Annotated in this window: 13 protein-coding genes and 1 pseudogene; 6 read left to right on the top strand and 8 right to left on the bottom strand. The window is 70.4% G+C overall.

All coding sequences use genetic code 11. From position 1 onward, the window contains the following. Positions 1 to 101: 101 nt before the first annotated feature. On the bottom strand, positions 102 to 848 hold the full coding sequence (locus tag NS2_RS06970; protein ID WP_033086528.1) for an MBL fold metallo-hydrolase: 747 nt from the start codon (positions 846 to 848) through the stop codon (positions 102 to 104). Positions 849 to 921: 73 nt separating this feature from the next. Between NS2_RS06970 and NS2_RS06965 the strand changes: the two genes are divergently transcribed. The 3 genes from NS2_RS06965 to NS2_RS35855 all read left to right on the top strand — a co-directional run bounded on the left by NS2_RS06965 (position 922) and on the right by NS2_RS35855 (position 4142). Beyond that, the gene (locus NS2_RS06965; RefSeq protein WP_033086529.1) at positions 922 to 1530 is read left to right on the top strand and encodes a TetR/AcrR family transcriptional regulator; all 609 of its coding nucleotides are present in this window, start codon (positions 922 to 924) and stop codon (positions 1528 to 1530) included. A 228-nt stretch (positions 1531 to 1758) separates the two neighbouring features. Continuing rightward, complete coding sequence (locus tag NS2_RS06960; protein ID WP_082062560.1) at positions 1759 to 3939, top strand: RecQ family ATP-dependent DNA helicase; 2181 nt, start codon at positions 1759 to 1761, stop codon at positions 3937 to 3939. Positions 3940 to 3971: 32 nt separating this feature from the next. After that, entirely contained in the window at positions 3972 to 4142 is a 171-nt protein-coding gene (locus NS2_RS35855; protein ID WP_155239892.1) for a hypothetical protein, read from the top strand. Between the two features lie 6 nt (positions 4143 to 4148). Here NS2_RS35855 and NS2_RS38370 read toward each other — a convergent pair whose 3' ends face one another. Next, positions 4149 to 4364, bottom strand: a complete 216-nt coding sequence (locus NS2_RS38370; RefSeq protein ID WP_052086109.1) for a winged helix DNA-binding protein — start codon at positions 4362 to 4364, stop codon at positions 4149 to 4151. Positions 4365 to 4403: 39 nt separating this feature from the next. Here NS2_RS38370 and NS2_RS38365 point away from each other — a divergent pair. From NS2_RS38365 to NS2_RS37205, 3 genes and pseudogenes are all read left to right on the top strand, one after another. After that, positions 4404 to 4550: pseudogene (locus tag NS2_RS38365) on the top strand (NAD-dependent epimerase/dehydratase family protein); the annotation flags it as partial. A gap of 109 nt (positions 4551 to 4659) precedes the next feature. Then, a complete protein-coding gene (locus NS2_RS37210) occupies positions 4660 to 5244 on the top strand; it encodes a Rossmann-fold NAD(P)-binding domain-containing protein (RefSeq protein WP_197707856.1) in 585 nt (194 codons plus the stop codon). A gap of 134 nt (positions 5245 to 5378) precedes the next feature. Next, entirely contained in the window at positions 5379 to 6479 is a 1101-nt protein-coding gene (locus NS2_RS37205; RefSeq protein WP_033086562.1) for a methyltransferase, read from the top strand. 103 nt (positions 6480 to 6582) lie between these two features. Here the strand turns inward: NS2_RS37205 and NS2_RS06940 are convergent, their stop codons facing one another. From NS2_RS06940 to NS2_RS06915, 6 genes are all read right to left on the bottom strand, one after another. Further along, complete coding sequence (locus NS2_RS06940) at positions 6583 to 7059, bottom strand: DUF4254 domain-containing protein (RefSeq protein WP_228102664.1); 477 nt, start codon at positions 7057 to 7059, stop codon at positions 6583 to 6585. 380 nt (positions 7060 to 7439) lie between these two features. Beyond that, positions 7440 to 8540 carry a glutamate 5-kinase gene (gene proB / locus NS2_RS06935; RefSeq protein WP_033086564.1) on the bottom strand — a complete coding sequence of 367 codons (1101 nt, stop codon included), beginning with the start codon at positions 8538 to 8540 and terminating at the stop codon, positions 7440 to 7442. 106 nt (positions 8541 to 8646) lie between these two features. Next, positions 8647 to 10101, bottom strand: coding sequence for a GTPase ObgE (gene obgE, locus NS2_RS06930; RefSeq protein WP_036547938.1), 1455 nt, complete (start codon positions 10099 to 10101; stop codon positions 8647 to 8649). A gap of 131 nt (positions 10102 to 10232) precedes the next feature. Then, positions 10233 to 10499, bottom strand: a complete 267-nt coding sequence (gene rpmA, locus NS2_RS06925) for a 50S ribosomal protein L27 (protein WP_033086531.1) — start codon at positions 10497 to 10499, stop codon at positions 10233 to 10235. A 42-nt stretch (positions 10500 to 10541) separates the two neighbouring features. Beyond that, a complete protein-coding gene (gene rplU, locus NS2_RS06920) occupies positions 10542 to 10853 on the bottom strand; it encodes a 50S ribosomal protein L21 (RefSeq protein WP_036547931.1) in 312 nt (103 codons plus the stop codon). Between the two features lie 555 nt (positions 10854 to 11408). Then, positions 11409 to 14627: a translation initiation factor IF-2 N-terminal domain-containing protein gene (locus NS2_RS06915; protein WP_033086533.1), complete on the bottom strand. Its 3219-nt coding sequence runs from the start codon at positions 14625 to 14627 to the stop codon at positions 11409 to 11411. Positions 14628 to 14649: the final 22 nt, after the last annotated feature.

The following is a 14649-nucleotide window of genomic DNA, read 5'->3' as shown; positions in this document are numbered from 1 at the left end:
CCCCCGGACGCCCTTCGTGCCCGGAACCCTATTGTCCGTCCGGGCCCGGGATTCCGCGCGATCTTGACCGGTCCGCAATCAAGGCGCTGTTCAGCGGTGCTTCACAGGGCGAATTCGTGTCCGGTTGGGAGGATTTGCACGGTTGTGTCGGGTGCGAGATCGGCTGCGGCGGCGCGGAAGTGGTCGGCTCCGGCGCGGTCGCCCTTGGTCATGAGGCGGTCGCCGAGCGGGCCGCTGGAGAAGGCGTAGTGGATCGGCACGGCCACCCGCGGGCGCAGGGCGCGGGCGAGGTCGGCGGCCTCGACGGCATCCATGACCACCTGCTTGTTCAGCGCCGGGCGGATGCGCAGGCCGTTGACCGGGAGCAGCGCCAGCTCCAGATCCGGGAAACGCCGGGCGATTTCGTCGAGCTCGGCAATGCGCAGGGTGTCCGCGCCGAAGAAGACGGTGTGGCCGTCGGCGCGCAGCACGAAGGTCACCTCCGGGACGCCGTGGCTGGCCGGGGCCGCGGTCACCTCGACCGGGCCCAGGCGGGTGGACTGCCAGGGCGCGAGTTCGACCACATTCGAGAATCCGGCGGCGCGAACCTGCTTCGCCAGGCCCGGCTCCACCGCAAACGGTACCGACTTGTCGGGATATCCGACGAGGGCGGCGAGATCGCAGTGGTCGTAGTGGCCGTGGCTGATCACGATTCCGGACAGCTCGGGCAGATCGGCCGCGGTGGCGAAGGCGCGCGGCTCACCCTGCCGATAGAAGCGGGTCTCCGACAGCCACGGGTCGGTGAGGATTCGGGCTCCCCCGAAATCGAGGAGGGCGCTGGCATGGACGACGCGGGTCACCGTGAGCATGGCGTTTTCCTAACAAGACAGGCGTCTACTTAAATCAGCAGTAAGTAGACGCCTGTCTTGTTAGTCTGTCAATGTGCCGGACCGACCCACCACCGCCCGCAACCGCAACCGCCGCGGCCAAGGGGCGCTGCTGCGCGACGAACTCGTCGCCGCCGCCAGCCGACTGCTCGAAGACCTCGACGCACAGGACGCCCCGTCCCTGCGCGCCGTCGCCCGCGCCGCCGGAGTCGCCCCACAGAGCGTCTACCTGCACTTCGCCGACAAACGCGAACTCCTGACCGCCGTCTACACCCTGCGCTTCGGCGAACTCCGCGACGCCCTGCTCGCCGCGCTGGCCCCCATCCCCGAAACCGATGGCGCGGCCCGCCTTTCGGCCCTCTGCCACGCCTTCGTCGACTACGGCGTCACCCACCCCGGCCACTACCGCGTCCTCTTCGGCACCGCCGGAACCCCCGGCTGGGAGCCCACCGCCGGCCAACTCCCCGGCCTCCCGACCATGACCCTGCTCGCCGACACCGCCACCGCCGCCGGATCCCCCGACCCAGAGGCGACCGCCCAATGCCTCTGGGCGGGCATGCACGGACTCATCACCCTCCGCCAGGACCGCCCCAGCTTCCCCTGGCTCCCCCTCGCCCATTTGGTCGACACCCTGGTGGCGGCCCACCTGGCGGCCGCCCGCTGATCCGGTCGGAGCCGGGGCTTCCACCCGCCCCAGGGGTGCGGAGTCCGGCCATTCGGGTGCGGAATCCGGCCAGCCGAGGATGCGCCCCAACGGTCGCCGCAGGAGCGCAATTCCCCGCCGCTGACCGGGGGATTCGCCCCGACCTCGTCCGATCTGCCGCGACCGCAGGGGTGCGAAGTTGGCGCGGATCAGGGCGGTGACCCCTGGATGTCGGGGCGGTGGGGCACGATGGAGCGCGTGACCTCGACCGACCCCGACACCGCGCCCGCATCCGACACCGCATCCGACACCGCGCCCACCGACCGGCAGAGTGCGACGTCGGCGGCCGCGCCTCCGAGGGGCGGACTGCGCGGGGACGCCGAAGCGCTGTTGCGGGAGCTGGCCGGACCCGCGGCACGGCTGCGGGAGGATCAGTGGGTCGCGATCGAGGCGCTGGTGGTGGGGCGGCGGCGGGCGCTGGTGGTACAGCGGACCGGATGGGGTAAGTCGGCGGTGTACTTCATCTCGGCCAAGCTGCTGCGCGCGCAGGGGCGGGGGCCGACGGTGATCGTGTCGCCACTACTGGCGCTGATGCGGAACCAGGTGGCGGCCGCCGAGCGGGCGGGAGTCGTTGCGGCGACCATCAATTCGGGGAATGTCACCGAGTGGGACGAGATTCACGCCCGGGTGGCGGCAGGCGACGTGGACGTGCTCCTGGTGAGTCCGGAGCGGTTGAACAATCCGGACTTCCGGGATTCGGTGCTGCCGAAACTGGCCGCCGACGCGGGGCTGGTGGTGATCGACGAGGCGCACTGCGTATCGGATTGGGGGCACGATTTCCGGCCGGACTACCGCCGGATCCGCACGCTCATCGCCGATCTCGGCTCGGACGTACCGGTGCTGGCCACCACGGCCACCGCCAATGACCGCGTGGTCACCGATGTGGCGACCCAGATCGGCACGGACACACTGGTGCTGCGGGGCAGCCTGGATCGGGAATCGCTGCACCTGTCGGTGGTGCGCATCGCGGACGCCGTCGAGCGCACGGCCTGGCTGAGCAAGCGGCTGCACGAACTGCCCGGCGCCGGCATCGTCTACACGCTGACGGTGGCCGCCGCGCACGATCTGGCCGATGTGCTGAATTCCCACGGCCACACCGTCGCCGCCTACACCGGGCAGACCGACCCGACCGAACGCGAACACCTCGAGGCCGCCCTGCTGAACAACGAGGTGAAGGCGCTCATCGCCACCTCGGCGCTCGGGATGGGTTTCGACAAGCCCGATCTCGGCTTCGTGGTGCACCTGGGCGCGCCCTCCTCCCCCATCTCCTACTACCAGCAGGTGGGCCGCGCGGGCCGCGGCACCGAGCGCGCCGAGGTGGTGCTGCTGCCCGGCCGCGAGGACCGTCAGATCTGGAGTTACTTCGCGTCGGTGGCCTTTCCGCGCGAACACGTGGTGCGCTCGGTACTCGCCGCCCTCGACACGGACCGTCCCCTGTCCACGGCGGCGCTGGAACCGCTGGTCGAGCTCAACCGCTCCCGCCTGGAGATGGTGCTCAAGGTGCTGGACGTGGACGGCGCGGTGCGCCGGGTGCGCGGCGGCTGGCTCGGCACCGGTCAGCCCTGGGCCTACGACACCGAACGTTACGAGCGGCTGGCCGTCGCCCGCGAGACCGAGCAGCAGGCCATGATCGACTACGAATCCACCGACGGCTGCCGAATGACGTTCCTGCGCAGTCAACTCGACGATCCCGGCCTGGCCCTGGGCACCCACTGCGGCCGCTGCGACAACTGCACCGGCACCCGCCAGGACACCACCGTCGACGCCGCCGCCCTCGCCGAGATCCGCACCCGCCTGGACCGCCCCGGCATCGACCTGGCACCCCGCAAACAGTGGCCCACCGGCCTGGCGAAACTCGGAATCTCACTGTCCGGCAAGATCTCCGACGGCCCGGAGACCGGCCGTGTACTGGGCCGCCTGAGCGACCTCGGCTGGGGTCAACGGCTGCGCCCGCTGCTCGACGGCCCCGACGCCCCGATCCCCGACGACGTATTCCGTTTCTGCACAACGGTATTGCGCGAGTGGGACTGGGCCCGCCGCCCCACCGCGGTGCTGGCCCTGGACTCCGGCAGCCGCCCGATCCTGACCCGTTCCCTCGCCGCCCGCCTGGCCCAGGTCGGCCGCCTGGAGGATCTCGGCGTCCTGCACCTGCGCCCCGATCTCCCGCCGGTCTCGGCCGCGAATTCGGCCCACCGCGTCGCGGCCCTGAACAATGCCTGGGCGACACCGGATCTCGGCTCGGTCGACGGCCCGATCCTGCTGGTCGACGCCCTCACCGACACCGGCTGGTCCTTCACCATGGCGGCCCGCACCCTGCGCGCGGCCGGGGCCGACGCGGTCCTGCCCTTCGCGCTGGCCACCCCGTCCTGACCCCGGTGCCGTCGAATGCGGGAGGGATCACCATGAACGACAAGGAAAAAGCAGAACCGGACCCCCGGGCGCGCTGGCGCAAGCTGCCGCCCGAGCCCACCGAGTTCATCGAGGAAACCGATCGCGAACCGGCGGCCATCGACTACGGGACCACCTACGACCCCGACGCCAAACTGCCCTGGTGGGGGCAGGGCGCGCCGTGAGACAGCTCAGGATTCGGGGGCGGGCCGCCGGTTCTTCAGATTGTCGATGGCGTCGACGTAGCGAAGCATGAGGCGGGCGAAGGCGAGACGGTCCGCTTCGGACCATTCCGCGGTGATGTACTCATAGGCCGCGCGCTGCTGTTCGCGGAAGCCGCGCATGAATTCCAGTCCCTGCGGGCTCAATTCGAGCACCGCGCGGCGGCCGTCGAGCTGGGACTGCATTCGTCCGTATGCACAGATTTTCGCTCGATCGGAGCACCCATGACCATCCTCGTCACCGGCGCCCGCGGCCAGATCGGCCGCGCCGTCCTGGAAAGCCTGCACGCCAGGGGCTTTCCGGTCCGAGCCGCCAGCAAGGACCCGTCCGCGCTCGACCTGCCGGCCGGGATCGAGGCCGTCGCGCTCGGCGATGATCCCGAAACCCTTTCCGCCGCGCTGAAAGACATGCGGCAGGTCTTCCTCTACGCCGATCCAGTTCTCGCCGAAGCCTTCTCTGCGGCCCGCCGCAGACAATGGCGTGGAACACGTTGTGCTGCTGTCCTCCTCGGCGGTCGACTCGCCCGACGCCGCGTCCAATCCCATCGGCGCGAGCCACCTGGCCGTCGAAAAGTCGCTCGCCGCCGCGGGTCTCACCACCACGACGCTGCGGCCCGGCGGCTTCGACAGCAATGCCTTCGGCTGGATCGAGGCCATCGCGGCCGGGCGGCCCATCGAACACCCCTACCCGGACGCCGCCCTGGCCATGATCCACCCGCTGGACATCGCCGATATCGCGGTCGCCGCCCTGACCGGGGACGAATTGCGCGGTCGCACGGTCTCGCTCACCGGTCCCGAGCCGATCAGTTTCCGCGCGCAGATCGCGGCCCTGTCCGCGGCCGTCGGCCGGGAGATCCCGATCGTCCCCATCACCCGGGACGAGGGCCGGACCCAGCTGTCGCGCACCATGCCGCCCTACATCGTCGATGCCCTGCTGACCGTCTGGGCCCGCACCACCGAGGAGCCCGAGACGCCCGCCGACACCGCCGAGACCCTGCTCGGCATCCCCGCCCGCACCTTCGAGCAGTGGGCCCGCGAGAACGCCGGGGCTTTCGCTCCGGCCTGATCCCACTTTCGGCTCGGCCCGATCCGGCCGGGCGCGAGGTTGCCCGGCCGTCGCGGAAACCACTGCCCACCAGGGGCGCGGCGCGTACGCTCAGACGAATCCCGCAGTCGCCGTACGATCCCGGGGAGTTCATGATGGCGTCCGCAGCACCCAAGGCCCCGCCGCTGCCCCTTCTGCGCGCACTGGCGTGGTTCCGCGACGGCCTGGCCGCCCTGCACCGGCGGTTGGTGCCCGGTCACATCGCCCTGCTGGAACTCTCGACCGCCGGGTATCTGACCCAGGCCGCCTGCGCGGCGGCCGAACTCGGCATCGCCGACGCGCTGGCCTCCGGACCCAAGCAGCCGGGTGAACTCGCGCGTGCCGTCGGCGCCGACGAGGCCGCGCTGCGTCGGCTGATGCGGCTGCTGATCAGTGCCGGGGTCTTCGCGCAGCGCCGTGACGGCAGCTACCGGCTGACCGGGATCTCCCGGGGCCTGCGCTCCGATGCCGCGGTCTCGCTGCGGGATCTGTTCCTGCTCTTGGGATCCGACCTGCATCGCCAGTCCTGGACTCACCTCACCGACTCGGTGCGCCAGGGCCGGTCGCTGTGGCCCGAGCTGCGGGGCATGGAGTTCTTCGACTACGCCGAACAGCATCCGGAGATCGGTGCGGTCTTCGACCGGGCCATGACCAGCGTCACCTCGCTGGCCACCGAACCCCTGCAGGCCGCCTACGATTTCGGGCACTTCGGCTCGATCGTCGATGTCGGCGGCGGCCGCGGCAGCCTGCTCGTCGACGTGCTGCGGCGCCATCCGTCCATGCGCGGCACCGTGTTCGATCTGCCGCGTGTCATCGAGGGCCTGCTCGAAGAGCTCCTCGGCCCCGGCCTCACCGGCCGCCTCACCTTCGAGGGCGGCAGCTTCTTCGACACCGTCCCCAAGGGCGGTGACGCCTACCTGCTCAAACACATCGTCCACGACTGGGGCGACGAGGACGCCGAGCGCATCCTGCGCACCGTCCGCACCGCCATGGAATCCGAAGCGCGCCTGCTGATCATCGACACGGTCATGCCGGATCACCATCGGTCCCACCCGGGCAAGGTCATCGACCTGGAGATGCTAATCAATACCCGCGGCGGCCGTGAACGCACCCTGACCGAATTCGGAAACCTGCTCTCCCGCAGCGGTTTCACCCTCGCCCGGGTGGTGCCCACCGCCGCACCGTACTCCGTGCTCGAGGCCCATCCGGCCTGGTGACGGCCGAACCTGCACGGTGATGCCCGGGCGGGGCGTGCGCGGCGCAACCCACACGCCCGCCACGGGCTCGCCGCCGCCTGATCCGGCTGTCGCGCAGTGGATCTCAGGCGGAGCGGCGGATCCTCGGGCCGACAACCCCTGCGGCCCGATCGGTCCAGCCGTCCGCCATCTGCGCCAACAGGAACCAGGCGGCGTGTACTTGTTCGTCCGATACCTTCTCGGCCGTTCTCAGCAGATGCACGGCGCGCACATGCGCCGCGGCCATGGCATCCACCACGACCCCGAGGGATTCGGCCCGCGCTGCACCCCTCCGCAGCGCCCGGCTCGCCACCCACTCATCGATGAAGCGAACCAGTTCGGCACGTAGCTCATCGATTCCGCCCGCGTCGCCGGGGCGCTCGCGGCGCTGCAGGTGCAGCTCGGCCAGCGCCCGGGCCCAGCGGGTGACCGCGTGGTCGTCGGGCTGGTCGCCGATGTGACCGCAGAAGGCGGCCAGCAGTTCGTGCCAATCGGGCAGCAGCGGACGATTCTCCTGGAAACTCTCGTCGGTTGAATTCGATACGGCGTTTGAACTGGACACGGCGTTTGAATTGGAAACAGACTTCGAACCGGGCAGAGCGCGACCGCTCGCCCGCCAGCACTGGTTGTTATCAGGTTGGGGTACGTACATACCTACCTCCAGGGCGGCGCGGGCGCACCCGGAGCCGCGGGCGGTCACCGGACCGCGAGCCCGGCGCGGCAAGGGCGGACCGCGCCGGATCCAGGCAACCGCTATCGGCGAAGGGCACATCTCGATGCGGCACCGGGTGCTCTTCCAGAATGACCGCTCGGGCCGTCCCGCCCACTGCCCTTCCCCCGCCCTCCGACTGCCCCTGACCGAGGGGACCGACCGACCGGTCCGCGCTCGTTACTCGCCCTCTCCCCCAACGCAATTCAGCCGTAACCCGCGATGGCCGAGGGTTACACCTTGACCAGATCGTCGGCGTGCACGACCGGGCGCTGCATGCTGTCCGGGAGGTCGGAGGTGGAGCGGCCCTTCATGGTTTCCAGCTCGTCGCTGTCGTAGGCGACCACGCCGCGGGCCGCGATCCGGCCGTCCGGACCGATCAGGTCGATGACATCGCCGCCGTAGAAGTGCCCGGCCACCGCGGTGATGCCCGCGGCCAGCAGCGAATGCCTGCGCTCGGCCACCGCGGCCACCGCGCCCGCGTCCAGGTGCACCGCGCCGCGCGCGTCGGCGGCATGGCGAACCCAGAACTTGCGCGCCGACAGCCGCACCGGGCGGGCGGCGAAGGCGGTGCCGACGGTCGCGCCCGAAAGCGCCGCCGCCGCATCGGAAGCCGCGGCCAGCAGCACCGGCACCCCGGCATCCGCGGCCAGCCGGGCGGCCGACAGCTTGGAGGCCATGCCGCCGGTCCCCAGCGCACCCCCGGACCCGGCGATGACACCGTCCAGATCGGCGCTGGAACGCACCTCGGGAATGAAGTTGGCGGCGCCCTTGCGCGGATCGCCGTCGTAGAGGCCGTCGACATCCGACAGCAGGATCAGCGCGTCCGCGCCGACCAGATGCGCGACCAGCGCCGCCAGCCGGTCATTGTCGCCGAACCGGATCTCTTCGGTTGCGACGGTGTCGTTCTCGTTCACCACCGCGGTGGCGTGCAGCGAGCGCAACCGGTCCAGGGTGCGCTGGGCATTGCGGTGCGGCTCCCGGCGGCCGAAGTCACCGGCGCTGAGCAGCACCTGCCCGACCACCCGGTCGTAGCGTGCGAAGGAGGTGCCCCAGGCGTGCGCCAGGGCCAGCTGACCGACGCTGGCGGCGGCCTGCTTGGTGGCGAGATCCTTCGGTCGCTTGGACAATCCGAGCGGAGCCATGCCCGCCCCGATGGCACCCGAGGACACCACCACGAGATCGGAACCCGCGCGCATGCGGCCCTCCACCGCATCGGCCAGCTTGTCCAGCCGCCCGGTGTCGAGGCCGCCCTCCAGACTGGTCAGCGCCGAGGACCCGATCTTGACCACCACGCTGCGCGCCGAGGCGATCGCCTGCCGCGCCGCGCTCAGCTCGGTCACCGGAGTGCCACCCGAACTCACTTGCACCACACCTCAATTCGCCCGCGGCACCACTGTGCCGTCGCACCGATCAACTCAGATGCCGTCGCACCGTGTACTACTCGTCGTCCTCGGTCACCAGGCCGCGGCGCACGCGCGAGGCGTGCTTGCGCTCGGCCGCGCCGATGCGCTCGGTCTGATCCAGGCGCGGGTCCACGCCGCGGCGGGTCATCAGCGTCTCCACGCCCGCGGAAATCGAAGGCTCCCAATCGAAGCAGTAGTCCGCGATGGTCACCGACGCACCCGGCTCCGCACCCAGCTTGACCAGCTCCTCCTCGACGCCGAGGCGGGCCAGGCGGTCGGCCAGGTAGCCCACGGCCTCGTCATTGTCGAACTGGGTCTGGTGCACCCAGCGCTCGGGCCGCTCGCCGACGACGATGAAGCCGCCCTCCACCTCGGGATCGGGCAGCACCCGGAAACCGCTGTCGCCCTTGGCGACCGGGCGGATGATCTGCCGCTTCGGCTCGGCCTTGGGATGCGCCTCGCGGTACTCGGCGACCATCTTGGCGAGCGCGAAGGTCAAGGGCCGCAAGCCTTCCCGGCTCACCGCCGAGATCTTGAACACCGGCCAGCCGCGCTTCTCGAACTCGGGCAGCACGAAATCGGCCAGCTCGTCGGCATCGGGAACATCGGCCTTGTTCAGAATGACCACGCGCGGGCGGTCCGCCAGATCACCCAGACCGGCGTCGCCGACCAGGGCGGGCTGGTACGCGGCCAGCTCGGCCTCGAGCGCGTCCACATCCGAGACCGGATCGCGGCCGGGCTCCAGGGTGGCGCAGTCAACCACGTGGGCGAGCACCGCGCAGCGCTCCAGGTGCCGCAGGAAGTCCAGGCCCAGGCCGCGGCCCTCGCTCGCGCCCGGGATCAGGCCGGGCACGTCGGCCACGGTGAAGGTGGTGTCACCCGACTGCACCACACCGAGATTGGGCACCAGCGTGGTGAACGGGTAGTCCGCGATCTTCGGCTTGGCCGCCGAGAGCACCGAGACCAGCGAGGACTTACCGGCCGACGGGAAGCCCACCAGGCCCACATCGGCCACCGACTTCAGCTCGAGCACCAGATCGCGCTCTTCGCCGTCCACGCCGATCAGCGCGAAGCCGGGGGCCTTGCGCGACTTGGACACCAGCGCGGCATTGCCGAGCCCGCCGCGACCGCCCTGGGCCGCCACGTAGGTCGAGCCCACGCCGATCAGGTCGGCCAGAATCTCGCCGTCGGTGCTCATGACGACGGTGCCGTCCGGCACCTTCAGCAGCAACCCCTCGCCCTGCTTGCCATTGCGGTTGCCGCCCTCGCCGGGCTTGCCGTTGCCGCCCTTGGCGTGCGGGTGGAAGTGGAAGTCCAGCAGGGTGTGGACGTTCGGGTCGACCTCGAGGATCACATCCCCGCCATTGCCGCCGTTACCGCCGTCGGGTCCGCCCAGGGGCATGAACTTCTCACGCCGCACCGAGGCACACCCGTGCCCACCCTTGCCCGCACGCACGTGCAATACGACACGGTCGATGAATTTGGACATATCGGTGATCATCCTCCTTCAGGACTAGTCGTTGACGTTTCGGGACTTCGTGTTGAAAACAGCAAAGCGGGCCAGGGTATTCACAACCCTGACCCGCTCGAAAGCTAGTGGAGCGAACTCCGGTGCGCCGGTCAGGCGTTCACCGGCTCCGGCACCACGATGTTGATGGTCTTGCGACCACGCTTGGTGCCGAACTGCACCGCGCCCGCCTCGAGGGCGAACAGCGTGTCGTCGCCGCCACGGCCGACGTTGACGCCGGGGTGGAAGTGCGTGCCGCGCTGGCGAACCAGGATCGCGCCGGCCTTGACGGTCTGGCCGCCGAAGCGCTTCACGCCGAGCCGCTGGGCATTCGAATCGCGACCGTTGCGCGAGCTGGATGCACCCTTCTTATGTGCCATTTCTCAAACTCCTCGTGCCGGGGTGACGAACCCCAAGTCGGATTACTTGATGCCGGTGACCTTCAGGACCGTCAGCTTCTGACGGTGGCCCTGACGCTTGTGGTAGCCGGTCTTGTTCTTGAACTTGTGGATGCGGATCTTCGGGCCCTTGGTCTGTTCGACGACCTCGGCGGACACGGAAACCTTCGCCAGCTTGTCAGCATCGGTGGTCAGCTCGGCGCCGTCAACGACCAGCACCGGCGACAGCGACACCGAAGTGCCCGGCTCACCCTCGATCTTCTCGACCTTCACCAGGTCACCGACCGCGACCTTGTACTGCTTTCCGCCGGTCTTGACGATCGCGTACGTTGCCATCGGTCGGCTGCCCTTCTTTCGTATTCGAGTGCGCGAAGTACTCGGCACTCTGCTCACACGGCTGGTCGCCCGATTCGCATCGGAAACCGCCGCAGACTGGTCTGGTGGTTTTCACCGCCGCCTCGGGCCTTTGGCTCTGTTGAACCGAACCGGGCCCACTCACAGCACTAGTCACAACAGAGTGCCGTCGCAGGGGGCAGCGACTGGTCAAGACTACAGGACGGGCTCACCCCCTCCAAACCGGGGTTGCCCGCCCCTCGCCCGCGACCGAATCGAGGACCTCCGACCGCGGACCCGGCGACTTCCGGCACGAGAATCCGCACACCGCGGCGACATACGGTGATTGCAGCGGCCCGGACACCCAACGCAGCGGCCGCCCAACCCCGAGGACATCGTCATGGCCTGGTCGACCGCAGCCGTCATCATCGCCCTGATCATCGCCGTCATGGTGGTGGTCAGCACCTACATTTCCGGGCGCTTCCAGAAGAAGTAGCCCCCGAAAACGTGTGGCCCCACCGGATTCCGGCGGGGCCACAGTCGTCTCGTGTGAACGGGCTAGTTCTCACCCTCCGGCGCACCGGCGGCGCGACCCGCGGCCCGGCGGCGCGGGCGGGCCCGCGGCGGGACCACGGCCGGGGCCAGGTCTTCGAGGTTGAAGCCCGGCTTGTCCGCCTGGTCGGTGCTGGACAGCACGAACACCGCGCCCTTGCTGTCGGCGGCCGGGGCCGAGGCCGTGCGGGCCACCCGGCGACGGGTGGGGCGGCGGCCGGAGCGCGCCTCGGCGGCGGCCACGGCGGCCTCGGCCGCGTGCGCCTCGGCGATCGGCGATTCGATTGCCGCGGGCTCGGACTCGACCACCACGGTGTCCACGACCGGTGCGACCGCGGTGCCGTTGGTGCTCGCCGCCACCTCGTCCTCGACCTCGGTCACCGCGCGCTCGGCGAGGGTGGCCTCGGCGGCGGCGTTCTCGGCCGCGCGCACGATGACCGACTCGGCAGCCGCGACATCGGCCACGGAATCACCCTCGGCCGGTACCGCATTCGCGGCGTCGGCGGCCGTGACGGCGTCCTCGTCCGCGGCGTGCACGGCCTCTTCGGCGGCGTGCGCGGCCATGGCCATGGCGACCGGGTGGGCCCGCTTGGCTGCGGCCTGCTCGGCCTTGACCTCAGGCTTGTCCGTCTTCTCGACCTTCTCCTCGACCACCGGCTCGACGGCCGGGGCCTCGGCGGCGGGCGCGTTGCGGTCCTTGCGGCGGCGGCGCGACCCCTCGCGGCGACCCACGCCCTCGCCAGTGTCACCGGCCGGAGCCGACGCTTCGACGGGATAGTTGTGCACCAGAATGCCACGGCCGTGGCAGGTCTCACAGGTGGTGGAGAACGCCTCGACCAGGCCGGTGCCCAGCTTCTTGCGGGTCATCTGGACCAGGCCCAGCGAGGTGACCTCGGAGACCTGGTGGCGGGTGCGGTCGCGGCCCAGCGCCTCGGTGAGGCGGCGCAGCACCAGGTCCCGGTTGGACTCCAGGACCATGTCGATGAAGTCGACCACGATCATGCCGCCGATATCGCGCAGCCGCATCTGGCGCACGATCTCCTCGGCCGCCTCCAGGTTGTTGCGGGTCACGGTCTCTTCGAGATTGGACCCGCCCGACCCGGTGAACTTGCCGGTGTTGACGTCGATGACGGTCATGGCCTCGGTGCGGTCGATCACCAGGGTGCCGCCCGAGGGCAGCCACACCTTGCGGTCGAGGGCCTTGGCCAGCTGCTCGTCGATGCGCAGCGAGCCGAACACGTCGACACCGCTGCCCTCGTAGCGCTCGACCCGGGCCAGCATGTCCGGGGCGACCGTGCGGACGTAGTTCTCGACCGTGGTCCAGGCGCGCTCGCCCTCGATGACCAGCTTGGAGAAGTCCTCGTTGAACAGGTCGCGGACCACCTTGACCAGCAGGTCCGGCTCTTCGTACAGGGTCTTGGGCGCGCCCGAGCCCTGCTTGGACTGCTCCTCGATGGTGCGCCAAGTCGCTTGCAGCCGTTCGACATCGCGCGCCAGCTCGGGCTCGGAGACGCCCTCCGACGCGGTGCGGATGATCACACCGGCGTCCTGCGGCACGATGTCGCGCAGGATCTCCTTGAGCCGCTTGCGCTCGGTGTCGGGCAGCTTGCGGGAGATGCCGGTGGAGGTGCCGCCCGGCACGTACACCAGGAAGCGACCGGCCAGGCTGATCTGCGTGGTCAGGCGGGCGCCCTTGTGGCCCACCGGATCCTTGGAGACCTGCACCAGCACGGTGTCACCGGGCTTGAGCGCCTGCTCGATCTTGCGCTCCTTGCCGCCCAGACCGGCGGCCTCCCAGTTCACCTCGCCCGCGTACAGCACGCCGTTGCGGCCGCGGCCGATGTCCACGAACGCCGCCTCCATCGACGGCAGCACGTTCTGCACCTTGCCCAGGTACACATTGCCGACCATGGACGCCGAACCCGTGGAGGTCACGAAGTGCTCGACCAGGATGTTGTCCTCGAGCACCGCGACCTGGGTGGTGGAGGTGGGGTGCTCCGCGAAGTGCTTCTCGCGCACCACCATCACCCGGTCCACCGCTTCGCGGCGGGCCAGGAACTCCGACTCGGTCAGGATGGGCGGGCGGCGGCGCCCGGCCTCGCGACCGTCGCGGCGGCGCTGACGCTTGGCCTCCAGGCGGGTCGAACCGCTGATGCCCTGCACCTCGTCGACATCCTTGGCGGCGGCACGGCGCTTGCTGCGCGGCTCCCGCTCATGCACGACGGTGTTGGGCGGATCGTCGTCCGAGGCCTCGGGCTCGTTGTCCTCCCCGCCCTTGCGGCGGCGACGACGGCGACGGCGACGGCTGCTCGAGCCCTCGGGCACGGCCGCGCCCTCGTCCTCATCCTCGGCGGCGTCGATATCGGCGGCTTCGGCGGTCTCGTCGGCCTCGGCCTCGTCACCGTCGAGATCGTCGGTGTCATTGTCGCCGTGCTGTTCTCCGCGACCCCGGCCGCGACCGCGGCGACCACGACGACGACGGCGCGAGGTGCCCTCGCGGTCGGCCTCGTCACGGCCGCGCTGCTCGCCGTCCCATTCGCCCTCGTCCTCGGCGTCCTCGGCGACGGGCTCCTCGGCGACGGCCTTGGCAGTGACGGCCTTGGTCTCGACATCCTTTTCGGCGGCGACCCGTTCTTCGGTGCGGGCCTTGCGCTCGGCGCGGCGCGCGCGGCGGGCCTCCTCGGCGGCCGCGGCGTCCGGCGCCTGGAACAGCGGCGCGGCCACCGCGGCGGACGGCTGGTACTGGACCGGCTCGTCGACCTGCGGCTCGCTCTGGAACGGGCTCGCGAACAGGCTGGTCTGCCTGGCCGGGGCGGCGACGGCCGCCTCCGCGGCTTCCACTTCCTCGGCGGCGATCTCGTCGGCGGCCCGATCGTCCTGCGCGGCGATGGCCGCGTCGACGGTGGACTCGGCGATGGGCCCGGGAGCGACCGGCTCCTCGGCGGGTTCGGGAACCGCGATGGGATCGGGCGCATCGATATCACGGGGGCCGAAGGCGTCGCGGACGGTCTCGGCGACGGCGCGGTCCAGGCTGGATTGCGGGCTTCTCGCCTGCGCGCCCATCTCGGTCAGGTGGGCCAGAATACGTTTGCTGGTGGTGCCCAGCAGCTTCGCCAGTGCGTGCACTCGGATCCGTTCCGGCAACTGTTCGGCAGCCGGGGTGGTCGAAGCGCCCTCCCCTTCGCCATTGCTCTGCGATGCTTCCAGCGGCTCTTGATCGGCCACGAAATCTCCTCGGGGCCCCCGG

Origin of the sequence: Nocardia seriolae NBRC 15557, assembly GCF_007990715.1 — a bacterium.
In the GTDB taxonomy this organism is placed as follows: Bacteria; Actinomycetota; Actinomycetes; order Mycobacteriales; family Mycobacteriaceae; genus Nocardia; species Nocardia seriolae.
The sequence above is the reverse complement of the archived record's forward strand: the minus strand, read 5'-3'. Positions and strand labels throughout refer to the sequence as shown.